Origin of the sequence: Clostridium culturomicium (genome assembly GCF_000821305.1) — a bacterium.
Lineage (GTDB): Bacteria > Bacillota > Clostridia > Clostridiales > Clostridiaceae > Clostridium_J > Clostridium_J culturomicium.
The window spans coordinates 290522-314580 of the sequence record NZ_CCXK01000017.1 but is presented as its reverse complement, the minus strand read 5'-3'; the positions used below and the strand labels follow the sequence as shown (position 1 = coordinate 314580).

Genomic DNA, 24059 nt, shown 5'->3' with positions numbered 1-24059 from the left:
GATTTAAAATGAATAATTTAATTTATAGAGAAGCTCAGCCTGGTGATGAAAATCAAGTATTAAAGCTTATTGAGGTTGTTTTATCTGAATACAATTTAAACTTAGAACCGCAGGGTGCTGATAAGGATGTTACAAACCTTAAAAGCAATTATCTAACCAATAATGGGTGGTTCCAGGTTGTTGAAAATGGTGAAAAAATTATTGGCTCAGTTGGTATCTATAAAATAGACAACAACGAATGTGAGCTTAGAAAAATGTATCTTTACCCAGAATACCAAGGACAAGGTATAGGCTCTACTCTTATGAGAACCGCCCTAGAAAAAGCTAAGCAATTAGGATATAAATACATGACTCTTCAAACTAACTCTATTCTAATAAAAGCCCTTCCGCTTTATAAAAAATATGGTTTTATTAATGATGATTCCATTGAAACTTGTTCTAGATGTGATATCGCAATGAAAATTGAACTTGTATAAATTATACTGTGCTCACTCTTTGTAAAATGAAACTCCTTCTCACATTCGTTCGAATGAGTAAGTTCGATTAACTAAATCATCGATTTAGATTCTCACTTATAGTACGATATTTTGATTAAATTAATATTTAACATTTAAATTTCATTGAGTTCTAAAATACTTTTTTTATTTTACTAATAATTCTTAAACATCCATCCAGGTGTAACATTTGATGTCTTGAAAATGGCATAAGCAACAACCCAGTATATGTTTTGTTACACCAATAATCTATAAGCCAAAATGCATTTTCATTTTCTGACACAGTATGAAGTTTCACTAATTCTGCTTTTCTCTCATCAGATACTTTCTTCCTTGAATCTTCATAACTCATATCTTTTATTATATTATTTGTGTTACTAAAAACTTCATATATGTAATTCTTCAATTGATTTATTTCTAGCATAGAACTAAACTCCACTAAATTGTTGCGTTCTATCTCATTTCCTGTAGTTATAATTGGCGAATTTAATAACTCATCATAATTTCTTTTAAAGAAGATTTGCTTTTTGCCTAATATTAAAGTGTTCGATGTAATATCCTCAATACGAGTTAAATGAAATAAATAATATGCTATAGTCTTATCCTTAGAAAGAGGCATTTTTGCAAAGTCATCATTATTACAAGTATCAAAAATAAAGTTATACACTGACATAAATTCCTCTCGAAGAGTTAATAATTGCTCTTTACCAAATTCAAAATCCTTTTTTCTTTTTATATTTGTTTGAAACAACTTGAAGACTTCTGATCTTTGCTGATTTGTTTTCATAAACTCACTCCCTCACTTCGTATATAAACTTAAACCTAATTAGTCTTACTCCCTTTAGTAGCAGTACTTCCAATTATATTTACAAAATTTTCAGCCTCATCAACCTCTAACACTGGGATTGACCAATACTCTATATACACCTTTGGAACTATCATTGATAATATTGCTGATTTCCCTGGAATAATGCCCGCTGACCTCACCTTATTATGAATATGATTGGACATGAATGTAACTCCACCTGCATCTTCACTCACTAGTTTGGATAGATTATATAAAACTTCAACCTTCTCTTCAGATGATTCTGATTTTTTTAAAATTTCTCCTAAGTCAATGATTTTATCTGCAAATTCCATAGTACTTTTCATTAACTGATTTTCCTCAAGTGGCATACTATCTTCTTTAAACCAAAAAGGTAACATTAATTCTTCTGCTGCTTCATTAAGTTGCTTTGCCAGATTAGTATTGTCCACACCATTCTCAGCCCTTATAAGAAAACTGGTATTTTCAAGATTTCTACAAAGTTTTGGAATATATGCCTTGCTCTCCACAATTATAGATGGAACCTCATTCATTCTGAACCTTCGTATCAATTCACCTTTAGGTCCTGAATCTGTGTTTCCTTCATTATCTTCATTAGGTCCTATCCCACCTTCATTACCATTAATAACAGCCATTACCGATACTGGAGCACCATTTATATCCACTACCATTGCTGTCATTTTATCAATAAGCCCATGGTACTTAACCGTTGTTGAGACAACCTTATCACTACTTTTTTCAAAGGTATCCAGGACTGCTAATGCTATAGCTCCTTGAAGAGCCACTGGCACAGTTGTAACCCCTTGACCATACATCCTTCCAAATATCTTAATAGCAATTTTTTGTGTGTAGATGCCATCATCGCCAGCTACATTCTCAAGTATTTTTTTCTCCCAAGGTGTTATTCCTCTATATGAATAAGTTTCACCTATGCCTCCACCATTGGTTATAACAATAATCTTTCCACTTTCAACCTCTGCGCTTATTTGCTTTATTCTAGTATCAACCCCTAAGGCTTCTCGCATTATCATGGCTACCACAGCAAAGCCAACGGAGTCATCTTGTACGTAAGAACTATGGGAATGAACATGTCCAACTCCAACATGTCCAAAGACAGCATACTGTCCCTTCCTTCTATCACTTAATGTTATTTTATAATTAAGCATCATCTACCCCTCCTGAAATATATAAAAGTAGATATAACAATCAATCTATATTCAAGTCAATTGTATATCTACTCCTATACTACAATTATTTTTAATCTTAATTGAAATTTTTCAAACGTCTTAACTAAGAATCTTATCTAAATCTATAACTTGTAAACAAGTTCACCATCAAAATAGGTTTCAAGGACCTTTGTTTCAAGAATTTCTTCCTCATCATTTAGGTTAAATAAGTCTTTATTTAAAACTACAAAGTCTGCCAATTTCCCAGCCGAAATTGAGCCTTTGATTTTCTCTTCCCCTGAAGCATAAGCTCCCTCAATTGTATAAGCTCTTAAAGCTTCTTCCATATTCATTTTTTCTTTTGGTAAAAATACCTTTTTATCTTTACCTGAAATATTTTTTCTTGTTACTGCTGTATAAAGATTTGGCATTGTATTAAAAGCCTCTACAGGACAGTCAGTTCCAAAAGAAGTGTGAATCCCTTTTTCCATCATGGTTTTCCATGCATAAGAAGACTCTGTAAGTTCAATACCAACTCTGCTTTCTACAATATTCATATCATAATCAATAAAGATAGGCTGAACTAAAGTTAAAACCTTAAGGTCTCTTATTCTATTTAATAGTCCTTCATCAGTAATCTGACAATGAACAATACTATCTCTTAAACTCTTTCCTGGGTACATTCTTTGACCATTATCAATAGCATCTAATGCCATTTCCACAGCTCTATCTCCGATAGCGTGGATTGCAACTGGACAGCTATTTTTGTGTGAAGATAATACTAGTTCATTTAACGCTTCCTGTGTAAACATCTCAATACCTTTAGTTGTACTATCATCTTTATATTCACTTCTTAAAGCTGCTGTTCTTGCACCTAATGAACCATCGCTTAAAATTTTCACACAAGAAACTCTTGCCTTTTCAGTCCCCCACCAATAGTAATATCCCTTTTCAAAAAACTTCTCAACACTAATTTTATCCGTTAAAAGACACTGCTCACTAATTCTTATTTTTAATTTACCTGATTCCTCAAGCTCTCTAAAACACGTGAATAAAAGGTCATAATCATAATTAGGCGTATATCCAATATCATCACTTTGAACAGAGGTTAACCCCTGCTGCCAAGCTTTTTCCTGGGCTGCGATAATTATCTCCTTCATAATTTCAAGGTTTAAAGTAGAGATCTTTGTTTTCACATCATCCAGAAGTCTTTCTTTAATTATCCCATTAGGTTCACCATCAGGAAGAACTTCAACTAGATCGCCAAACTGTGGAGCTGTTTCCTTATTTATTCCCATAAGCTTAAGTCCTGTGGAATTCAATGCACCAACATGAAAACAAGCACGCATAACAAGCATTGGAACCGTTTCAGATATTTCATCTAAATCGAATTTCGTTGGAAATCTTTTTACATCCTCAAAATAATCATGATTCCAACCTTCTCCTTCAATCCATGATAAATCCCCAGACTCTCTATTGACTATGCTCTCATACATTCTTTCTTTTATTTCTTTTATACTCTTTGTTCCAATAAGATTAACACTTCTCAAACCCTTTGCATAGTGAAGAAAATGCATATGAGAATCATTAAGTCCTGGTATAACCATTTTTCCTTCTAATTCTACTTCCTTATAATCTTCATCTTCCATTGCTTCATAAGCTCCAACTAAGGTTCCAACATACTTAAATTTATTTCCTTCTATAATCATTGCCTCAGCTTTTGGCATATTTCTATCCATGGTAACTATGTTACCATTTTTAAAAAGTATGTTCATCTGTTAAATCCCCCTTAAATAAATAAATAAATTAAGCCTAGTATTTTAACATTACTTTCTTTTATTGTATTAACATTTATTTATGGAATTATTAAAATAAGCTTTGGTATATACCTTTTATTTTTTCCAACCTAATCCTCAACCCCTAATACAAAAATCTAATTATTAAAATTATAAAAACTATCCTCAAGTTCCCACTCCTGACATGTTAAAGGATTAATTGTTAGAAACCTTCTGCTTCCATTAATATCAATTCCGTAGTAGTAGCCTTAATTATAATTCCTCCTGCTTCTTAATAAATTATTCTTCCTACAATCATATATTCCTTTTTTATTTATATTTGTAATAATATGTACTTTACTTGTTGTTAATAAATAAACTAACAATGATGTTGAAAATAACAAAGTAAGAATTGATTTAATTCTAAAATTTTAAGTTTATTTTATGAATAATAAAATAAATGTAAATCTATCCGATATTGAGAAAACATTATTAATCCCTTTATGGAGCCGTGCAAAAGAAAGTGAATATCTATACAGATATAGCATTTCAATAAATCATGACTAAAAACTCTTCAAAGCACCAGCCTAAGAGAAATAAAAAATACCGCATGTTCATTTTGAATACTACGGTAATTTACTAATTTAATATATAATTTTATTTTTATAATACATTAAAATTTTTTAATCTAAATTCACTCTGAAAATTAGAATTTGTACTATTTATCCTTAATTAATATATCTATATTATCATATGATTCTTGTGTTATCTCCCAAATACCACTATAAGGTTGTTCAATATAACATTTATCTTTTGTTTTGTATAGATAAGCTACACTACTTTCACCTTTAGCATGTAAAAACTCTAATTTTATATAATAGTCTACATTTGTTGGTATATCATTAATTGATTCCTTATTTGTTTTTTTAGAGTTTGATTTAATGCTATGAATAATATTTTTAAACTCTTTATTTCCATTGATTGTAATAAGTGTATTGTTTTTATCTGTAGATTTTGATAAAACTATGCTTTCTAAATTAGCTTCATTTGGCAAAACAATTTGTACTTTGCTACAACCAACAAAATTTAAACTCAATAACAAAGTCATAACTAAAAAACTAAAAATTCTAATTCTATTCATTATTAACCTCCATTATGTTCCTGCTTTTATACGGCTAAAACTTACTTCTTACAATTATATCAATTTATGGTATACTATTCAAAGTGAGAAATTCGTATTTATGAAATGAGCTTAATTAAATGGGTAAACTTCTAACTATAAGTTTTTTCCTTACTTTATTGCTAAGGATACTATCTATGATTTTTAAATCTAGTATTATTAATATTATATTTTCAATCAGTACGTTTATATTTACTACATGCATTTTTATAATTATACCAATTCTCGATTATAAGAAAAGTGAAGATAAAAAGCTAAGGCACCTAATATATCCAGTAATATTTATAGGAATTATTCTATTAATTCCATTATATTATTTTACTAAAAACTTAGTATTTTTTGTACCAATGTGCATATGAGTACCCCTGCTTTCTTTTCTGTTTAAAGCTACGCATACCATTAAATATATAGATTCTACAGTTTGCTTTGATTCTGTATCTTTATTAATATCATCTGAATTTAAAATTTCTTCTAATTTTTTAAGTCATATGGCAAGAATATATTGTATTGTCCTTTACAATTTATACACATCTTATATGGATTTTTTTACCTTAAAGTGGTATTATTAAATTACAATCAGTTATAAAAGGAGTGTATGTATGGGTTTCTATATAAAATTATTTTTAATTTTAACTTATTTCATCTATCTTTCTTTAATGACTTTTTCTTTTATTAAAATCAATCAAAGGATTAAACACATTTTAAATAAAAATAATTTAACTTGTGTACTTTATAATCATTACAATGTTTTTTCGGTTATGGAAGGCTTAAAGTCATTCCTTGCCTTATTATTCTTAACCTTATTTCCTATATTACACTTTACCGGATACTTCTTAATTTTTGCTTTGCTTACGGAGTATACCGAAAGCAAACTTTTAAATATCATTATTAATAAAGAGCTTCTAGACTTTAAAAAGGAAATCAAGGCGATAACTGAAAGTAGATTATTTAAATTATTTATTGCCAATAATCGTTATAAAGGCTTCAACCATAAAATAAGGGTTATCTGCAATTATTTCAGTCATGAAAATGCTAAAAATAATTTATTTATTTTCTTTCAATTTTTATCCTTTAAAAATTCCTTGCATAATTTCAATTTAATCATTAAGGAAAACACTGAAACCGATAATAATCTTTTACAAGATTATTGTGAAGATACAATCAGACTAGAAAAGGATATTAATTTCACATTCAATCTTATAAAGAAATATGAAGTTCATTATGCCTAGCGTAAATTTTTTATAGAAATTTATGCTTAAAATAACTTAGATACAATATTTAAGTACTTTATTTGCATTGACTTAAGACAATCACACTATAATTTAATGCCATAAAATAACATTAAATACAAATTTTAATTTATTGCAAAAGTGGTGTAAGCCATGGCATATGAATTGTTATATAACGTAAATAGTAACCTTAATTATTTAAATATATGCATATTATAAACAGCCTTAGTCAAACCTTTTTTGATGACTAAGGCTGTTATTATTATATTTTCATATTTCTTAATGGTATAAAGTAATTACTTCCTTCCGGCATTCCCGTCATTACCCCCTTTACTCCATATACCAATTCTATTACTTTTCCGTCTAATACTTTTTTACTTTCACCTGAAATTATCTTTTTTCCCTTTTTCATTACAATGATATTATCGCTGTATTGTAAAGCTTGATTTATATCATGAAGAACCATGACAACTGTTATACCCTTTTCTTCATTTAGTTTCTTTATGATATCTAATATTTGAATTTGATGAAAAATATCTAAATATGTGGTTGGTTCATCTAAAAAAAGTATATCTGTATCTTGTGCTAATGCCATAGCAATAAATACCCTTTGTCTTTCCCCTCCCGATAATTCCATAACTTTAGTTTCTTTATACTTACTAACTCCTGTAGCCTCCATTGCCCACTCAATCAAGCTCTCATCATCTTCACTATATGTTTCAAAAGCCTTTTTATATGGAACCCTGCCAAAAGAAACAAGATCATAAACTCTTAAATCTCCTGGAACTTCATTCTGTTGATGAACCATAGATATATTTTTAGCTATCTCTTTATACTTTATTTCACTTAAACTTCTTCCATTTATAAAAACTTGTCCTTTTTTTACTTTATTCATGCCACATAAAAGTGAAAGTACCGTTGATTTACCACTACCATTAGGTCCAATAATTGTAGTAATCTTCCCTTTCTCAATATGAATGTCTAGATTGTCTATGAACGGCTTATTGTCATATGAATAACTTATATTTTTACCTTGAATAACTATCTTAAATCACTCCTTCTTAAAATATATAAAAAGAATGGCGCTCCAATGACAGACATTATTATTCCTACTGGTATTTCTACTGGTTTCATTAAAACTCTGCCTAAGGTATCCGCAGTTAATAGCAAAGTACCTCCCATAATCGCAGAAAATGGAATTAAGTATTTATGTTCTGATCCTATTATTATCCTACACATATGTGGAACCACAAGACCTATAAAAGATATAATGCCACCTATCGAAGTTGAGACACTAGATAAAAACACAGCCACCATGGTTATTAATATCATATGAATATCTGGATTAATTCCAAGACTTCTTGCATTTTTTCTACCTAGACTTAAAATATTACAGCTTCTTGTTAGTAAAAATGCTCCCGCCATTCCTACTATTGTGTATACAAAAAGAATTTTCACATCCAAAATCTTTACTGTAGCAAGACTTCCTGTAAGCCACCTGGATACAGCACTACCTCCAATACCTGAACTAGTTGTTAACATGGATATAATTCCTCCAAATAGAGCATTTACTGCAGCTCCAACCAAAACAATCCTGATTGGTGACAATTCCTTTTTAAAGGCAAAAACATATACAATGGTACAGGAAACAGCTCCTCCCATAAATCCAAATAAAGGTCTAGTCATATTAATAGATGGTATAAACATCATGATAACTACTGTTACCAAGGAAGCTCCAGAGGAAATTCCTGTTATATATGGATCTGCTAAAGGATTTCTAATTACAGCTTGAAGAAGCACTCCCGCCACAGCGAGATTTCCGCCAATAAGCACTGCTGAGAAAACTCTAGGCATACGTATTTCCCTTATTACTCCTATATTTCCATCAGTAGCACCACTACATAATCCCTTAATCATTTCTCCAAAATTCATTGAAATTGACCCTACATTTAGGGAATACAGCATCACTAAAAAAAGAAATACAATTGCTGCCATAATATATACTTTCTTTATACCTTCTGTTTTTATTATTTTTTTTTCTTTTTCACTTCTGTTTTTACTAATCATTTAATTTCCTCATTTTTATTCTTTAGGATATAAAATCTCTTTAAGAATTTCTAAAGACTCAATGACCTTTAGATTTGCACTCATACCAAAGTAATTACTATCTAAAAATTCAACTTGTCCTTCTTGAACAGCTTTAATATTCTGCCAAGCAATATCCGTTGCAAGAACTTCCTTGAATTCCGCTATGGTTTGCTCTGGAAGGGCATGAGTCATTACAAGAATCTTATCTGGGTTCATCTGAGATAACGCTTCTCTATTATATGAAATAAAAGGTTCATCTGATTTTCCTGCAAGATTGTTACCACCTGCTACTTTTACTAGATTTCCAATATAGCTTTCTTCTGTTGCTAACATGCTAACTCCACCTGGAGCAGCAAATACAATCATTACATCTAATTCTTTTTCTTCTGAAATATCTTTAAAAGAATCTTCCTTTTCCTGAATCTCTTTTAAAATTACTTCTCCCTTTTCCACCTTGTTAAATCTTTTTGACAGCTGAGTTACTGTTGCTTTTAATCCTTCAATACTATTCAAATCCACAAAAACACTTGGTATATTATTAGATTTAAATAAATTTTCATAATCAGAACCTAAAGTATCTGTTGCTATTACAATTGTAGGCTCTAAAGATTTAATTATTTCCATGTCAGGACTCATTGGATTTCCTACTTTCGTTGCACTTACTGTACTTTCTGGCAAGTCATAAGAGCTAGTTGGCACTCCTTGTACCTGAACTCCTAACTTATCCAAAATCTCTACAACTGCCACTGAGGTTGCAACCACAATATCACTTTGCTCCTCCTCTTCACTTTCGTCCATCTTTTGGCTTTCTTCAGATTTTTCTTCCTTTACCCCCTCTGTACTCATATCTTTATTGATACTTTCCTTTACTTCACACCCCGTAACTACTAAAAGTGCAACGCCCAGAAAAACTGTTGTTATAATTTTCTTTATTCTATTCATTTTTTTCCTCCTCAACTAAAGTACCCTTTACAATCAATCTTTCCTTACCATCAAGGGTACAAGTAACAATCGTAATTTCCTTCACACCTGGTGTATTATTTAACACCTCGGTTTCTTCTGGAGCTACTATAAATTGCTCCTTAACTTTATACACATAGGTTCCCTTAAGAGTTTCAACAATCACTTCATCATCTATTTTAACCTTATGCAGATTATCAAAAACATTATTGTAGAGAGTGCCTCTATGTCCTGCCACTGCAAAATTTCCCTCTTGTCCCGGCTCCCCACTATAGGGAAAATGACCTATATTATGTTTAATACTCTCATCATCTATTCCTTCTACTATAACTCCTTCAATATTTAGTGAAGGAATTATGAGCCTACCTATTTCCTCATCCATTTCTGCAACTTCACTGCTTGAATCCTTTTGATTAGATTCTTGCTCAAGGGCAGCTTTAAATTTATCATCACTTTTTTTCACTTCAATATAATTAATTACCTTTAAACTTCCTGCTAGTATCATAAAAAAGCATCCAAGAATTAAAACTACTTGTTTTATTCCTATTTTATTTAAATTAAATTTCATGAATTTCTCCTTATGTAATAGGTTAAAAAGAAGGCTTCACTCCTTTTTAACCTCACATTTACCTATATAATAACTAATAATAATTAAACAGATTTATTTTTTCTTTTCTTAACTAAAACACTTGATGCTGCTAGAGCAGACCCTAGCATAAACATCATATTACTGTCTATAAGTGATCCTGTTTGTGGTAAAACTTCCACATCATATTCCTTAATAAAGGTTAAAGTATCTTGTTTTAAAGTAATATCAAACTCTACATCTCTTCCCATTGGTGCCACATACATTTTCACTTTCATTGTAGAACCTAAGTCGGGAATTGCAAATCTAAATGTTGCCTGTTTTCCATCATCTGAAATCTTTCTAAAAGAAACCTCATTTCCATTAACATAAAATCTATGATTACTCATATATTCAATACCTTTAAAGGTTAAATTAATATATCTAACCCCATTAATTTCTTCAATTGTTGAAATACTATCAAGATATTGCCTTGCCATTGCTAGCCCCGTTGGATTATTATCTGCATAATGAACTTCATTTTCTATGGAATAAAGCTTTCCCTTAACTATTTGTATTTCCTCCTTATTTTCCTCACCTGCTCCAGTGCTTGTACCTGCTCCAACCTCTGCCCCTGTACCTGAGCCAGAACCTGCTCCTTCACCCGTGCCTGAGCCAGAACCTGAACCACTATCTCCATCAATCTCCCCATTAACCTTTTCTAATGTATCTTGTAACAGAATTGTTTTAAAAGTTGAGGTTCTTCCCATTAATGTTACTTCAACAGTAACCTGTATGTCAGAATTAAGTGAAGGAATTTCTAAAACAGCCTCTGCTGCATTTCTGTCAAGATTTATAGCTGTTGCTATTCCATCAACTACAACGTCAACCTTTCCAATAAAAGCAAACTGTTCCTTGTTAAACTTTAAGGTTAATAGATTTTTTCCCTCCTTAACCTGAAGATAGCTTGTCTCCTCTAAAGTCTTTCTTGCCATATCATTTCCAATATCACTGTTTCCTGAACCTATATATTGAGTCTGATTTTTAATCTTGTAGCTTCCTTCTTGTAAAACTTCATTCTTATTCTCTTCAACCACTAAAGTTAGAGTCTTGCTTGTCGACAACCCACTAGCATCTACTGCTTCAAAAGTAACCTCATAGGTTCCTGCCTTTGAAACCATTCCATCCTTTATAAAGCTGGTAGTATCCGATATAACCTTTAAATCTACAGCCTCCCCCTCATTATCCAAAACAGAAACTAAAGTTAATAAATCTACCTTATCTCCAACCTTTACTACTGAATTACCACCTTTAATCACTGGTGCTCCATTTATTAGGTTAAGTGTATCTATTTTATTATTAACAAAGAAAGATACTTCTCTTCCCATCATAGTTATAAACATATCCACTTTTACTTCTGTACTTAACGAATCTAATGTATATGTAATAGTTTTTTCAGCTTCATTTATGGTAGATTCAATCTCTTTTCCATCAACACTTATTTTTATCCTACTCATAAATTGAAATAAATCCTTATTTAAGGAAAGAGTATTAATATACATTCCATCCTTAATCTGAATTTTTGTAGTAACTCCCACCGCACTTCTTGCCATAGATTCACCTGTTGTATTTCCTTCAGTGGCATATTTTGTTTCGTTGGTAGCTTCATAAATGCCATTCTTATAACTACTTGTTGTTGCAGTTGACACCACCTGCACCTCATTACCTTCTAAAACATCTGCAAACACCTTTGTTGGCGCAACTCCAGTAATTACACCTAAAAGTAAAGCACAAGCAATAGTTTGTTTTATTTTTTTACTAATCATATTTCTCCTCCGATACTTGACAATATTTTAATTTTAATTGATAATATTTTATAATTGATAATCGCTTTCAATGATTAAATTTTATCATAATTAAATATAATTTCTTGAACTATTTTTTTATATATTTTAACAATATTACTTTTTATAGAAAGGATTTTAATTAGCATTGAAACAAATAAGATATTCTATCAATAATTACTATATAAGGAGCTACTTATGTGCTTAATTAAAGAAATTTGCAATATTTTTTATGATTCCACTCACATCCCTATAATGGTAACAGATAATGCATTTAATTCTATTTATGAATTAGGACATACTGATAACACAAAAAAACCGCTATCTCCAATTTATGGCAAAAATAAACTATGTTTAATAAACCCTACATGCAACTGTATAAGTCTAAATGAAGATAATTCAATGATTGCAACTTATATAAGGAAACAGCCTAGAGAAACTGAAGATTATTACTTTATTATTGGACCAATAAAAATAGCTGCAACTCTAACCTTAAATGAAGCTCCCTGCAGAACTAAAAAATGTATTAATTATTTAACCCAGTTTTTATCTTTAATTTATGCAAATATTATGGAAAACTTCAATAAAAACTACTCCCCTTGTGTAAAGCAAGCACTAGAAATAGTGCATAAAGACTTTGCTAAAAACTTAAATGTACAGCAAATATGTGCTGAAATTAATATTAGTAAAAGTTACTTCTGTAATATTTTTAAAAAAGAAACTGGTCATTCCTTCATAACCTATTTAAATCTATACAGAATTGAAAATAGTAAAAAACTATTACGAAATTCAACTTCTTCAATTTTAGATATCGCCCTTTCAATGGGCTACCAAAGCCAAAGCTATTTCTGCAGAAGTTTTAAAAAACATGTTGGAGTATCACCACTAGAATATAGAACAATAAAGGAGTCATAGCTTTACACTATGACTCCTTTTAATCTATTAAAATATGGACACCTACCTTTTATACATTGTTGGTTATACATCGAGAACTTACAATTTATTGCTTCCTGAGTTTCTATTTTCACCTTTAAATTGTCTTCAATAAAATCACAAGCTTCATTCACAGCAGTAAAGGAATCTCTCTTACAGCAGCGTGGCCCCCCAAATTCTCCAATGGCCTTCAATGCCTTAGAGGTCATTAAGTTAGACAGCTTCCATTCCTCATTTTTTAAAGGAGTAGACCCTGTAATAATACTCACTGCTATCCCAGCGCTTACTGCTGCCCCACAGCAGCCCCAGAAACCGCAAACCCCACCTGGAACTTGTTGTCCCCTTCTTACCATTTCAAATAATGCTGATTTTAACTCAATATTTCCACCGCAATTTTTGTATGCAGTTAAAATAGCTGCTCCAACCAAAACATGATGCTCTGGTCCATGCATATGTATGGACGGTTCCTTCATAATTTTCTCCATTAGTTTAATAGGATTTTTATCACTGCTATGAATACAAATTTCCTTTATCATAGCAGCTCCATCCTTTGAATGACAGCTATCACAAACATAATGGCCATCTTCACATATAGAATCAACAAGGAACTCTTTTCCACAGATCATACACTTGTGTTCTTTTGGCTCCTTTAAATACATAAGGTCTTTATTACATATGATGCAATTATTTTTAAAATTCATCTTTATCCCCTACCCTTATTTTTCCTTTAATGTACTTTTATTTTATCTTATTTCAGAGAAAATGAAAATACCTTGACTAATATTGGTCAAGGCACTAAATTATATCTTCACAAAAAAGATTGACTCTTATATTAATAGAATCAATCTTTTCAACTAAAATATATTTATTCTTTCTTTAAATGTAAATCGTAACTATTGCATCCACTGCTACAGCTCTTACCGTGTGGACAACCTATACATTTTACACCTTTTCTTTTTTCAGATATAACTTTCCAAACTGAAAGACCAACAATAACTGCTATTACCAATAAAACAATTATATTTTCCATACTATACACCCACACTTATTTCATTTACTTTCTTTTCACTTCCTTTTTTCATCAAATAGATTATAACCCCAGCTATTGCAGCTACCGCTACTGCTCCTGGTATAAATCCAACGCCTACAGCTCCTGTAGTTATAAAGGTTCCAATTTGATATGTTAGGAAGGATATTGTGTATCCTGTTGCAAATTGGAAGGCAATTCCGCCCCACAACCATTTTTTATCTTCCATCTCTGAGTTCATTGCACCTATAGCAGCAAAGCAAGGTGGTGTAAACAAGTTAAACATCAAGTATGAAAGTGCTGCCACAGAAGTTAGTCCCATGATTTGTGATACTTCTGTTACTCCTGATACTAAAGCTAACTCTTCCACATCTATAAAGTTTGTAATTGAATATACAACTGCTAAAGTTCCAACAACATTTTCCTTTGCTATAAAACCAGTAATTGCTGCTGCAGCTAATTGCCATACCCCAAATCCAAGAGGAATTAGTAAAAAAGCAAATGGTGAAGCGATCGTTGCCAAAATACTTGTGTTTTGTGCACCTTCTGCAACTAACTCAAATCTCCAGTTAAATGTCTGCATAATTTGAATTACAGTGTTGCAAAGTAGTATAATTGTACCTGCTTTAACTATGAAAGCCTTACCTCTTGAAAACATTGATATTGCAGCTCTCTTAATGCTTGGAAATTTATATGGAGGTAACTCCATAATGAAGAAAGATTTCTCATCTGTTTCTCCAGTAATTTTTCTTACTATTAAAGCTCCAATTATTATAAGGAAGATTCCCATAAAGTACATTGCTGTACCAACCCATGATGCATCATTAAAGAATACTCCTGCAAATAAAGCAATTACAGGCAGCTTTGCCCCACATGGCATAAATGGTGTAAGCATAGCTGTTGTTCTTCTTTGTCTTTCATTTTTTATTGTTCTTGTAGACATAATTCCAGGAATTGCACATCCTGTTCCAATTATCATTGGGATTATACTCTTTCCACTAAGACCAATCCCCTTAAAGAATCTGTCCATTACGATAGCAATTCTAGCCATATAACCACAGTCCTCAAGTAAAGCAATTAAAAAGAATAAAACCATAATTAATGGTAAGAATCCTATAACCGCTCCAACTCCACCAATCATACCATCAAGTAATATTGAACTTAGTACTGGTGATACTCCAGAACCAAGAATCCCTTCTACAAATACATAAAGCTTATCTATCCATCCAACAAGTATATCTGCTATGAATGGTCCTACATAGGTTTGAGATAATGCAAATACTGCCCACATAACCACAGCAAATATTGGTAACCCCAGCCATTTATGTGCTAATACTCTATCAGCCTTATCTTGTTTTGTAATCTCCTTGCTTTGAACTTTTCTATTCTCAGCCTTTTCAACAATTTCCTTAACAAAATCATATCTTTTTCTATCATTTTCCTCTACCGCCTTCTTATTTGACATATCAACATCATGTCCATTAAAAGGTGACTTTTGCGTTTTACCAATTGTCTTCTCTGCTTCTTTTATAAGCTGTTCTATTCCATTATCACTACCTGCTATTGAAACTGTTTCTACAACATTACATCCTAAAACATTCTCAAGTGTTTTGATATCAATTATTGTACCTTGTTTTCTATTTATATCACTTTTATTTAACGCTATTACTACAGGTATATTAAGCTCTAATAATTGTGTAGTAAAAAATAAACTTCTGCTTAAATTTGTAGCATCGACTATATTAACAATAACATCTGGATTTTCATTTTTTATAAAATCTCTTGTTACACTTTCTTCACTTGTAAATGGAGACATTGAATAAGCTCCTGGTAAATCAATAATTTTTATTGATTTGCCACTTTTGTTTAAAGCTTTTTTTAATTCGCCTTCCTTTTTATCAACGGTAACTCCTGCCCAGTTACCAACCTTCTCACTTCCACCTGTTAGAAGATTAAATAATGTTGTTTTTCCGCTGTTAGGATTTCCTGTTAACGCTATCTTCATAAACTTCCTCCTACTAATTTATATTTCTTCAACCATTACCGCACTGGCTAATTCTTTATCTATGCTGTATCTTGCATCCTTAATGTTAATTACATAGTTATCACAAATAACAGATATTAAAGTAATCACTTCTCCCTCATAGCATCCTAATGAAAATAAAAAGTTTGTAAGCTCCTCATCCGAGCTCTTAATTGCCTCAATTCTATAATTCCTATTAATTTTTCCTTGGCTAAGATTTTTAACTACTGAATCTCTATCTGCCATTCCCATTATTCTTGAAAAAAATGATCTTTTTAATACCCCTTCCATGTAATTAACCTCCATATTTTTATTAATTGAAATTAACTCTCAATATCATCTTAATATTATATTATTTTAATTTTCACCAATTGTCAATGGTAATTGATAATATTTTTCAAATAAAATATAGTATCAATATTAACTTATATATATTACTATCTTATTTTAAATACCCCCTCTACCTCCCCTCAAGGAATAGTTATGATATAAATAAAAACTGTAGCAAAGAACTCTTTACTACAGTTTTTGTTTAATCTTTGATAGAAATTACTTTATAAATAGTTTCTTGATAAAGCTAATTACTTTCAAATTATATTTTTCTCCAGATTAAAATATATGATCTGACCTTAAATTAAATTAGCAAAAATTGATACAGCAATGGTTGTACACAATCCTGAAACTGCAATTGAAAGACTGCTCATAGCCCCTTCAACTTCTCCCATTTCCATAGCACGAGCTGTTCCAATAGCATGGGCTGATGTTCCAATTGCAATTCCTTTTGCTATTGAGCTTCTTATCTTAAATATTCTGCATATGAATTCAGCAATGATATTTCCTAAGATACCAGTTATAATTATTACCGCTACTGTAATAGTAACCATTCCTCCTAATTCCTCTGAAAGCCCTATTCCAATTGCTGTAGTTATAGATTTGGGAAGAAGCGTTACATACTGCTCATGTGAAAGATTAAACACCATGGCTAATCCCCAAACACTTGCCATACTTGTTAAAACTCCTGAAAAAATACCAACCATAATAGCTACAAAATTTTCCTTTAATAACTGAAGTTGTTCATATAGTGGTACTGCAAGACATACTGTAGCTGGTGTTAATAAATAACTTAAATACTTTGCACTGATGTTATAGCTTTCATAATCAACCTTAAATACTACTAAAAATATCATTACAAATATAATTGAAATTAATAACGGATTTAAGATAGCATAATTAAATTTTTTCTTTAAATAAAGTCCAAGCTCATACCCCATAATACTAAGTATTACACCTATAACTGCTGAATCAGATATTAAATTATTCATCTTTATTTCCTCCCATTTTCAAAGCAAAATCTGTTACTTTTCCTGACACAATCATAACAATAATTGTCGTTGCAACAGTTATTATGCAAACAGGAAGGAGAATGCCTTCAAGCTGCTCCCAAGATGTAAGTAATCCTACTGCTGCAGGTATAAACATTAAAGGCATAATTTCAATAAGAAAAGTAGCTACACTTTTTACATTTTCCACCTTTATAATGCCTGTTATTAAGAGGATTAGCATTATAATTAATCCATAAATACTTGCCGGTATTGGCAGATTAATATAATACTTTAAAATTTCTCCTGCACAGGTTACTCCTAATATGGTTCCAAACTGACGCATATATCTCATGTGTTATTACCTTCTTTCTCTTCAATGAATGAAATTCTAAACGTAAGTCCTATTATATAATCTCACTATTGTCTACGAGTTTCAATCAAATTAATCTAAAAAAATACATAAAACATTAGAAAACTTCTTAAAAATATAAAAAAAGATATAGGATAATTAGTATAATAACTAATAACTCCTATATCTTTTTTATATAATGATAGATAATATTTAATTATTTTCATAAACTCTTTTACTAAAATATTTTATTAGAAGTCCTACTGTAATTAAAATTATAGGTCCTCCATAAGTTTTAATAATAAGTGCCGTAGCTTCCTTACCTGTGCTTCCCACAACATAATCAAGTCCTGCACCAAAGAAACCTGCACATGATAAAACAAAAACAATCAATGCTACAGCATAGGCCATCCAGTTACTTTTAAAAAATTTGAAATCTATATCCTTATTAGTTCTTCGAAAAGATATGTATGCAACACTTAAAACTATATATGGAATAACAACAGTTAAAGCAGACAAATCAGTAAGAAGCTCAAAAAAATTGTCTATAGAGTTAAGTCCAAATAATGGTATTGCTGTTAAAACCACTAATATTAAGCATTGAGTCCAAAGAGCATTTACCAATGTTCCATCTTCTCTCTTTACCGTTAAAAATTTTGGAAAGGTTCCTTCTGGAACTTCGCTAAACATAGCTCTTATAGGTGATTCCATCCATATAATATATGCTGCAATTGAAGTAATTAAATTGATGGCAGCATATATCTGAACAATAATCTTACCACTTAACCCAAAGTTCTCAGCTAATACATGATATACCACAAATGCTGCATCCTTTAATCCAGCATTCTCCAAAACTTCTGGTGAAGCAATAAGCTGAATGGCAACAGAGCCCAAAATATAAGATAATGCAATAAGGACTGTTCCTCTTACCATAGCTTTAGGAAATGCTATTTTAGAATTTTCTGTTTCTTTTATATATGTCCCCGCAACCTCAGCACCTGATACCGCAAAAAGTAGCCAAGAAAAAGTAGAAAAGTAACTAACATCAAATTTGGGTATTAAAGTCTTAGCTGTAAAAACTGTTGCTGATGGCTTTCCAATTAAAAAGCCCACAATTGACATAAGCACAAAAATAAAAGTTGCAGCAAGTGTAAACTTTCCTCCAAAGTCTGCAAGCTTTGAAAACTTATTTACTCCTATAGTGGCTATATAAGTCATGGAAACACAAATGAATATGGATAGTATAGGAAGTAAATATGCATTAGAATTATTGAAAATATTTCTACCAAAAAGTGCCCAGGAAGCTGCCACTGGTATTCTAGAGAATGCCATCTGAAGAAAAAATAAAATCCCTATAAAGTATGACCAGGTTCCAACAAATGCCCATTGTTCACCAATAGCTTCATTAACCCAGGTATAAATTCCACCATCCTTATCCCTATTAGCTGAAGCCATTTCTGCAATTATTCCACAAAGGGGTAAAAAAAACAACAACGATACAATGATCCATGATGGAATTGCTGCTGGTCCCAAATATACGGCGTTACTTGCAATATTTATAAAATTAAATGTAGGCACAAATATCATCATTACTAATGACCAAATCCCTATTTTTTTATTATCTCCCATAATTTTCTCCTTTAATTTATCCTTTGTAAAATTAAAATAAGCCCTGAGTATCCTCCCCAAGACTTATTCAATGTAGGTAGTGACATTTTACCGCCACACTATAACCATATATTCTGTAATTTAATTTTAATTATTCAATCTACGTGAAAAAATATACTAATGTATGCTTATATCATTTTTCCATACCCCACCGGCATATTGCAGCATCAGTTCAAGTACAATACTTAACCCCATAGGAATACTATTTAAATCAACCCATTCTTCCCTTTTATGTGCATCATCACCATCAATTGTTCCGATAGTATTTGCCATAACACCCATGGATAAAGGTATATTTGCATCTGTTGAAGCCGTTCCAAGCTTTACATCACCATTAAAATATTTCTTTATTATAGAAACATTATTGTTAGTCCACCTTTCAAAAGCTTCTTCATCGATCTGTCCCATACCAGGTCTGACTCCTAAAACTTCAATTTCAATCATTTTTCCCTTTTCCTTGAAATCATTAATAATCTTATAAAAATTATTTTCCATGGTTTTTAAACATTTATCACTAGAAGAACGATATTCATATAAAATTGAACATTCCTGTGCAATGGAATTTATGGTAGTTCCACCTTCAATGAGCCTACATTATAAGTAGTTTTTGCTTCTTTTGTTACTTTAATTTTATATAATTCTTGTATTAAATATGACATAGTAAAAATAGCATTTTCATTTCTAAAATCTGCGTAAGAATGTCCCCCTTTGGCCTTTATCGTAACCTTATATCTACATGACCCTACTGGATCCGTGATACATTGCCTAGATAACAGTCAAAGGAATAAACTTCCTTTATTCTTGAACCATAATTTTTAAATATCTCCTTACACCCCTTTAAATTCCCCATACCTTCTTCTCCTGAGTTAGCCACAATAAGAATCCCCTTCTTTGTTGCAACTTTATTTTTAAGAAAGTACTTTGTTCCCATCATTAAATTAATAAGATTAGCTGTATCATCACCAATGCCTGGAGCATATAAAATATTCCCCTCTCTTTTCATTTGAAGTTCCTGATTATCCGGGAATACCACATCTGTATGAGCCATAAAAACAACTATATCTCCGTGTTCTTCACAACCTATTTCACATATAACATTTAAAGCATCATCAATATAAACCTTCTCTGCTCCTTGATTTACGAACCACTCCTTACAAAATTCTGCCCTCTTCTTCTCATGATTACTTGGTGCTGGAATCTTTCCTAGGGTTTCTAATAAAATTATAGCTTCCTCCATATTGTCATTAACATAATTTTTAATAGAATCATCAGATCTGCAATCCATATTTATCCCTTCAAACCTTAAATACTAGTTCTGAAATATAATATTCTATCTCCATTAACTCTATATAAAAGTTATTCCACAAACACTTTCTTATTCCTTTTAATTCGCCTTCTTTATCCCTTTAGTCATAACAGTTCATAACCTTATTAACTTTTTATAAATCTTCAATTGTTAAGAAATCTTAAGATTTACTAAATTTAACCTTAAGATTTATGGCGTAAAATAAAATTGTAGATAAAAGTGTGCAGGGAAAAGCTATACTATATTAAAACTTTCCTCATACTTAAAAGAAAGGAGACTCTACATGAAAATTCTTATTTTAACAAGTCGATTTGGTATGGGACACCAAAGTGCTGCTGAGGCTGTAAAGGATGAGCTTTTAGCATCTGGCTCCAAGGCTACCATTGAAATTGTAGATATAATGACAGTTTTATTTCCTTTAATAAGTAATTTAATATACGGACTTTTTAATTTTTTTATTTGTAATTTTCCTGGAATGTTCAACGGAATAAACAGTCATGTATCTAACAATGAAAATTCCTTATTTATAAAAAGAGCCACAAAAAAGATAAATTCTTTAATAAATAACCAGAAGCCTGATTTGATAATCGCTACCTGGTCAGCCGCAAGCAGATATGTTTCGGACTATAAGAATATATATGAAGATTCCATCCCTCTATACACATACATTACAGACGTACAAGCTCATGACGGATGGATTACTAATGGAACTGATTTATATTTTGTTGCAGGTGAGCCTACAAAGGAACTACTAATTTCAAAAGGAATTTCTTCAAATAAAATTATTATTAACGGTATACCTGTACGACAATGCTTTAAAAAGGCAAGTCTTTTTAAAGATGAAATTGCTTTAACTACCCATAACACTAAAAAAGAAATTCTAATTATGGGTGGAGGACTTGGTATAATTCCAGATTTAAATGATATTTTAGAAAACCTATGTAAAACTGATAGTATTCATATTACTGTCATAACTGGCAAAAATAAAAAATTATATACACTTCTTAAAGAAGAATATCCTGAAATAGAAGTCATTGGTTATACGAAAGAAGTTTATAAGTATATGCAGCGTTCTGATTTACTCATTACAAAGCCTGGTGGAATTTCTACTTTTGAAGCAATTTACTGCTCAACTCCTTTATATGTAATGAACCCAATTTTATCTCAAGAAATTGGTAATGCAATGTTTATAGAAAAAATGCATCTTGGTAAGATTGTTTGGAAAAATAATATAAATCTATCTAAAGATATAATCAATTTAGTAAATAATAATGAACTTCTAAATGAATATAAGTCAAATATGGAATTAATCCGAAATGAAATAACTGATTCTAAGCTTAAAAATATATTTGAAAGGAATGTGAAGATTAATGTGGCTGATTTTAGTGATGATTATTATCCTGCTTTCTCTAACGATTTATGGGCTAGTTCCTACTTTGCTATACAGAGTGTTAAATAGAAATTTTAGAAATACTCGCACTAACCAGAATATATATTTGACCTTTGATGATGGCGTTGATGAAAAATATACTAAAGAAGTTCTAAGAGTCCTTAAAGAAAATAATATTCCTGCAACTTTTTTTGTAGTTGCAAATTTTGCTGAAAAGCACCCTGCACTTATTTCTAATATTAAATCAGATGGTCATATTATAGGACTTCATTCTTTAAGTCATAAAAATGAAATTCTTCAAACACCATGGAATATTAAAAAAGATTTCTCTAAAAGTATGGATATTTTAAAAAAACTTGGAGTAAAGCCTAAGTTTTTCAGACCACCTTGGGGCCATTTCAGTTTATCTGGAATTAAAGAATTTAAATCTCTTGATTTAACTCCTGTTCTTTGGAATGTAATTGTTGGAGATTGGAAAGCAAATATTACTTCAGAGGAAATTGCTAATAGATTACTTGAAAAAACAGAGATGGGAGATATCATCTGCTTACATGATGGAAGAGGTAAAAATGAAGCTCCAAAGAGAACTGTTGAAGCCTTAGAAATAGTTATTCCTATTTGGAGATCTCGTGGCTTTACCTTTGGAACCCTGGAGGAATTATATGAGTACTAAAACAAAGCTATGGAATCTTCTTAAAAATGGTGGATTATTTATAATTTTTGCGGCTATCACCTTTAAAATTTTTATTATAAACGGTAATGTTAAAGAAATTACAAGTGCCATTTCCCATGTAAACCTAGGATATATTGCCATGGGAATTGGAGCTATGCTTTTAATGGTTTTCTGTGAAGCTTTAAATATTAAGCGTTGTTTAAAACAAGTTAAAGAAGACTCAACCTTATTTCAATGTATTCAATACTCCTTTGCTGGTGTTTTCTTCAGCTCCATAACCCCAGCTGCTACAGGTGGTCAGCCAATGCAGATTTACTTTATGCATAAAAGAAAGATAAAAATTTCTAATGCCATGCTTGCTATTATGATTTCAATTGCAGCATATCAATTGGTTACTTCCTCCATGGCGATAATCAGTTTAATATTTAACTTTAAATTTTTCAATACCACACTTGGTGAATTCAGTATTCTTTTATATTTAGGTATTTTTTTAAATATGATATTCCTTTTCTTATTACTCATTGCGATTTTTTCTAAAAAGCTTATATATCAAGGTGTTAATCTATGTGTATCTATTTTAAAAAAATTCAATGCAGAAAAAGCAGAAATCTTTAAGAAAAATGCCTTAACCGAAATTGAAAGATATAAACAAGGTGCTGAGTGTATTAAGAATGATAAAAAATTCATCATAGAAACAATTATAATTGTTGTTATTCAAATAGCAGCCTTTCACAGTGTACCTTATTGGGTTTATAAGGCCTTTGGATTATCTTCAGGAACCTTACTCCAATTTATAGGAATTCAAGCAGCCTTATATATAGCTGGAGCAGCCCTTCCTTTCCCTGGAGCTGTTGGTATTGGCGAAGGTGGTTTTCTCATATTCTTTAAAACCCTTTTCCCTGTTCAGCTACTAAGCTCAGCTATGATTTTAAGCAGAGGAATCAGTTTCTATTTAATGATTTTAATCAGTGGTCTTGGTGTAATGTATCTGCAGCTTAAATTAAATAAAAATACAGCACCCATAATAAATCTAGATTAATTTTCGCCTCTAAAACCTCCTTATAATTAAATCTATAATCTTTAATTATAGTTTCAAAACATTGTAACCTTATAATATTATAGTACTTTTAAGTATACTTTTCATAACTTAAAATAATATCTCTATTCCCGTAAGGTCATAAATTTAAAATTATCTTTTTGAAAAACTTTACAAATTGTTCACTTATGAAAAAAATTTAATT

25 protein-coding genes are annotated in these 24059 nt (G+C 31.0%); 6 read left to right on the top strand and 19 right to left on the bottom strand.

Annotated elements, in window-relative coordinates; all coding sequences use genetic code 11:
* The first annotated feature begins 8 nt into the window (after nt 1–8).
* On the top strand, nt 9–476 hold the full coding sequence (locus BN1075_RS13950; RefSeq protein ID WP_040193825.1) for a GNAT family N-acetyltransferase: 468 nt from the start codon (nt 9–11) through the stop codon (nt 474–476).
* Between the two features lie 151 nt (nt 477–627).
* Here the strand turns inward: BN1075_RS13950 and BN1075_RS13945 are convergent, their stop codons facing one another.
* The 4 genes from BN1075_RS13945 to BN1075_RS13930 form a co-directional block, all read right to left on the bottom strand.
* On the bottom strand, nt 628–1281 hold the full coding sequence (locus BN1075_RS13945) for a hypothetical protein (RefSeq protein ID WP_040193824.1): 654 nt from the start codon (nt 1279–1281) through the stop codon (nt 628–630).
* A 35-nt stretch (nt 1282–1316) separates the two neighbouring features.
* Nucleotides 1317–2486: a hypothetical protein gene (locus BN1075_RS13940; RefSeq protein ID WP_052406556.1), complete on the bottom strand. Its 1170-nt coding sequence runs from the start codon at nt 2484–2486 to the stop codon at nt 1317–1319.
* A gap of 143 nt (nt 2487–2629) precedes the next feature.
* Entirely contained in the window at nt 2630–4261 is a 1632-nt protein-coding gene (locus BN1075_RS13935) for an amidohydrolase (protein ID WP_040193823.1), read from the bottom strand.
* Between the two features lie 718 nt (nt 4262–4979).
* Nucleotides 4980–5402, bottom strand: a complete 423-nt coding sequence (locus tag BN1075_RS13930) for a DUF5301 domain-containing protein (protein WP_052406555.1) — start codon at nt 5400–5402, stop codon at nt 4980–4982.
* A 797-nt stretch (nt 5403–6199) separates the two neighbouring features.
* On the opposite strand from BN1075_RS13930, the gene BN1075_RS13925 reads away from it, so the two are divergent.
* Nucleotides 6200–6670 (top strand): hypothetical protein, encoded by a 471-nt coding sequence (locus tag BN1075_RS13925; protein ID WP_148315515.1) that lies wholly within the window; start codon nt 6200–6202, stop codon nt 6668–6670.
* A gap of 262 nt (nt 6671–6932) precedes the next feature.
* On the opposite strand, the gene BN1075_RS13920 is transcribed toward BN1075_RS13925, so the two are convergent.
* The 5 genes from BN1075_RS13920 to BN1075_RS13900 form a co-directional block, all read right to left on the bottom strand.
* Nucleotides 6933–7664: an ABC transporter ATP-binding protein gene (locus BN1075_RS13920; RefSeq protein WP_235777846.1), complete on the bottom strand. Its 732-nt coding sequence runs from the start codon at nt 7662–7664 to the stop codon at nt 6933–6935.
* A 47-nt stretch (nt 7665–7711) separates the two neighbouring features.
* Nucleotides 7712–8737, bottom strand: a complete 1026-nt coding sequence (locus BN1075_RS13915; protein ID WP_042387346.1) for a FecCD family ABC transporter permease — start codon at nt 8735–8737, stop codon at nt 7712–7714.
* A 15-nt stretch (nt 8738–8752) separates the two neighbouring features.
* Entirely contained in the window at nt 8753–9700 is a 948-nt protein-coding gene (gene isdE, locus BN1075_RS13910; protein WP_040193818.1) for a heme ABC transporter substrate-binding protein IsdE, read from the bottom strand.
* Nucleotides 9693–10286, bottom strand: coding sequence for a class D sortase (locus tag BN1075_RS13905; RefSeq protein WP_040193817.1), 594 nt, complete (start codon nt 10284–10286; stop codon nt 9693–9695). The genes isdE and BN1075_RS13905 overlap by 8 nt, the downstream gene beginning before the upstream one ends.
* Nucleotides 10287–10369: 83 nt before the next feature.
* Nucleotides 10370–12109, bottom strand: coding sequence for an NEAT domain-containing protein (locus tag BN1075_RS13900; RefSeq protein ID WP_040193816.1), 1740 nt, complete (start codon nt 12107–12109; stop codon nt 10370–10372).
* 216 nt (nt 12110–12325) lie between these two features.
* Between BN1075_RS13900 and BN1075_RS20835 the strand changes: the two genes are divergently transcribed.
* Nucleotides 12326–13042: a helix-turn-helix transcriptional regulator gene (locus BN1075_RS20835; protein ID WP_052406554.1), complete on the top strand. Its 717-nt coding sequence runs from the start codon at nt 12326–12328 to the stop codon at nt 13040–13042.
* Nucleotides 13043–13044: 2 nt separating this feature from the next.
* Here BN1075_RS20835 and BN1075_RS13890 read toward each other — a convergent pair whose 3' ends face one another.
* The 10 genes from BN1075_RS13890 to BN1075_RS22205 all read right to left on the bottom strand — a co-directional run bounded on the left by BN1075_RS13890 (nt 13045) and on the right by BN1075_RS22205 (nt 20734).
* Nucleotides 13045–13761, bottom strand: a complete 717-nt coding sequence (locus BN1075_RS13890) for a DUF5714 domain-containing protein (protein WP_040193815.1) — start codon at nt 13759–13761, stop codon at nt 13045–13047.
* Between the two features lie 164 nt (nt 13762–13925).
* The gene (locus BN1075_RS21220) at nt 13926–14090 is read right to left on the bottom strand and encodes a FeoB-associated Cys-rich membrane protein (RefSeq protein ID WP_081911604.1); all 165 of its coding nucleotides are present in this window, start codon (nt 14088–14090) and stop codon (nt 13926–13928) included.
* A 1-nt stretch (nt 14091) separates the two neighbouring features.
* Complete coding sequence (gene feoB, locus BN1075_RS13885; protein WP_040193814.1) at nt 14092–16092, bottom strand: ferrous iron transport protein B; 2001 nt, start codon at nt 16090–16092, stop codon at nt 14092–14094.
* A gap of 18 nt (nt 16093–16110) precedes the next feature.
* Nucleotides 16111–16401: a FeoA family protein gene (locus BN1075_RS13880; RefSeq protein ID WP_235777814.1), complete on the bottom strand. Its 291-nt coding sequence runs from the start codon at nt 16399–16401 to the stop codon at nt 16111–16113.
* 338 nt (nt 16402–16739) lie between these two features.
* Entirely contained in the window at nt 16740–17432 is a 693-nt protein-coding gene (locus tag BN1075_RS13875; protein WP_040193813.1) for an LrgB family protein, read from the bottom strand.
* Entirely contained in the window at nt 17425–17784 is a 360-nt protein-coding gene (locus tag BN1075_RS13870) for a CidA/LrgA family protein (protein ID WP_040193812.1), read from the bottom strand. Before BN1075_RS13870 ends, BN1075_RS13875 begins: the two co-directional genes overlap by 8 nt.
* A gap of 210 nt (nt 17785–17994) precedes the next feature.
* Nucleotides 17995–19410: an amino acid permease gene (locus tag BN1075_RS13865; protein ID WP_040193811.1), complete on the bottom strand. Its 1416-nt coding sequence runs from the start codon at nt 19408–19410 to the stop codon at nt 17995–17997.
* A gap of 156 nt (nt 19411–19566) precedes the next feature.
* A complete protein-coding gene (locus tag BN1075_RS22215; protein ID WP_235777813.1) occupies nt 19567–19944 on the bottom strand; it encodes a zinc-binding metallopeptidase family protein in 378 nt (125 codons plus the stop codon).
* A gap of 68 nt (nt 19945–20012) precedes the next feature.
* Complete coding sequence (locus tag BN1075_RS22210) at nt 20013–20207, bottom strand: peptidase dimerization domain-containing protein (protein WP_407637984.1); 195 nt, start codon at nt 20205–20207, stop codon at nt 20013–20015.
* The gene (locus BN1075_RS22205; RefSeq protein ID WP_235777812.1) at nt 20192–20734 is read right to left on the bottom strand and encodes a M20/M25/M40 family metallo-hydrolase; all 543 of its coding nucleotides are present in this window, start codon (nt 20732–20734) and stop codon (nt 20192–20194) included. Before BN1075_RS22205 ends, BN1075_RS22210 begins: the two co-directional genes overlap by 16 nt.
* Nucleotides 20735–21038: 304 nt before the next feature.
* On the opposite strand from BN1075_RS22205, the gene BN1075_RS13855 reads away from it, so the two are divergent.
* From BN1075_RS13855 to BN1075_RS13845, 3 genes are read left to right on the top strand one after another with little or no spacing between them, the layout of a single operon-like run.
* Nucleotides 21039–22214: an MGDG synthase family glycosyltransferase gene (locus BN1075_RS13855; RefSeq protein WP_052406553.1), complete on the top strand. Its 1176-nt coding sequence runs from the start codon at nt 21039–21041 to the stop codon at nt 22212–22214.
* The gene (locus BN1075_RS13850; protein WP_235777811.1) at nt 22204–22818 is read left to right on the top strand and encodes a polysaccharide deacetylase family protein; all 615 of its coding nucleotides are present in this window, start codon (nt 22204–22206) and stop codon (nt 22816–22818) included. Before BN1075_RS13855 ends, BN1075_RS13850 begins: the two co-directional genes overlap by 11 nt.
* Nucleotides 22808–23857, top strand: coding sequence for a lysylphosphatidylglycerol synthase transmembrane domain-containing protein (locus tag BN1075_RS13845; RefSeq protein WP_040193808.1), 1050 nt, complete (start codon nt 22808–22810; stop codon nt 23855–23857). The genes BN1075_RS13850 and BN1075_RS13845 overlap by 11 nt, the downstream gene beginning before the upstream one ends.
* Nucleotides 23858–24059: the final 202 nt, after the last annotated feature.

What these genes read in the sequence shown, in the direction of transcription:
- BN1075_RS13950 (WP_040193825.1), top strand. Translation starts at nt 9, where the DNA reads ATGAATAATTTAATTTATAGAGAAGCTCAGCCTGGTGATGAAAATCAA.
- BN1075_RS13945 (WP_040193824.1), bottom strand. Translation starts at nt 1,281, where the DNA reads ATGAAAACAAATCAGCAAAGATCAGAAGTCTTCAAGTTGTTTCAAACA.
- BN1075_RS13940 (WP_052406556.1), bottom strand. Translation starts at nt 2,486, where the DNA reads ATGCTTAATTATAAAATAACATTAAGTGATAGAAGGAAGGGACAGTAT.
- BN1075_RS13935 (WP_040193823.1), bottom strand. Translation starts at nt 4,261, where the DNA reads ATGAACATACTTTTTAAAAATGGTAACATAGTTACCATGGATAGAAAT.
- BN1075_RS13930 (WP_052406555.1), bottom strand. Translation starts at nt 5,402, where the DNA reads ATGAATAGAATTAGAATTTTTAGTTTTTTAGTTATGACTTTGTTATTG.
- BN1075_RS13925 (WP_148315515.1), top strand. Translation starts at nt 6,200, where the DNA reads ATGGAAGGCTTAAAGTCATTCCTTGCCTTATTATTCTTAACCTTATTT.
- BN1075_RS13915 (WP_042387346.1), bottom strand. Translation starts at nt 8,737, where the DNA reads ATGATTAGTAAAAACAGAAGTGAAAAAGAAAAAAAAATAATAAAAACA.
- isdE (WP_040193818.1), bottom strand. Translation starts at nt 9,700, where the DNA reads ATGAATAGAATAAAGAAAATTATAACAACAGTTTTTCTGGGCGTTGCA.
- BN1075_RS13905 (WP_040193817.1), bottom strand. Translation starts at nt 10,286, where the DNA reads ATGAAATTTAATTTAAATAAAATAGGAATAAAACAAGTAGTTTTAATT.
- BN1075_RS13900 (WP_040193816.1), bottom strand. Translation starts at nt 12,109, where the DNA reads ATGATTAGTAAAAAAATAAAACAAACTATTGCTTGTGCTTTACTTTTA.
- BN1075_RS20835 (WP_052406554.1), top strand. Translation starts at nt 12,326, where the DNA reads ATGTGCTTAATTAAAGAAATTTGCAATATTTTTTATGATTCCACTCAC.
- BN1075_RS13890 (WP_040193815.1), bottom strand. Translation starts at nt 13,761, where the DNA reads ATGAATTTTAAAAATAATTGCATCATATGTAATAAAGACCTTATGTAT.
- BN1075_RS21220 (WP_081911604.1), bottom strand. Translation starts at nt 14,090, where the DNA reads ATGGAAAATATAATTGTTTTATTGGTAATAGCAGTTATTGTTGGTCTT.
- feoB (WP_040193814.1), bottom strand. Translation starts at nt 16,092, where the DNA reads ATGAAGATAGCGTTAACAGGAAATCCTAACAGCGGAAAAACAACATTA.
- BN1075_RS13880 (WP_235777814.1), bottom strand. Translation starts at nt 16,401, where the DNA reads ATGGAAGGGGTATTAAAAAGATCATTTTTTTCAAGAATAATGGGAATG.
- BN1075_RS13875 (WP_040193813.1), bottom strand. Translation starts at nt 17,432, where the DNA reads ATGAATAATTTAATATCTGATTCAGCAGTTATAGGTGTAATACTTAGT.
- BN1075_RS13870 (WP_040193812.1), bottom strand. Translation starts at nt 17,784, where the DNA reads ATGAGATATATGCGTCAGTTTGGAACCATATTAGGAGTAACCTGTGCA.
- BN1075_RS13865 (WP_040193811.1), bottom strand. Translation starts at nt 19,410, where the DNA reads ATGGGAGATAATAAAAAAATAGGGATTTGGTCATTAGTAATGATGATA.
- BN1075_RS22215 (WP_235777813.1), bottom strand. Translation starts at nt 19,944, where the DNA reads ATGGAAAATAATTTTTATAAGATTATTAATGATTTCAAGGAAAAGGGA.
- BN1075_RS22205 (WP_235777812.1), bottom strand. Translation starts at nt 20,734, where the DNA reads ATGGATTGCAGATCTGATGATTCTATTAAAAATTATGTTAATGACAAT.
- BN1075_RS13855 (WP_052406553.1), top strand. Translation starts at nt 21,039, where the DNA reads ATGAAAATTCTTATTTTAACAAGTCGATTTGGTATGGGACACCAAAGT.
- BN1075_RS13845 (WP_040193808.1), top strand. Translation starts at nt 22,808, where the DNA reads ATGAGTACTAAAACAAAGCTATGGAATCTTCTTAAAAATGGTGGATTA.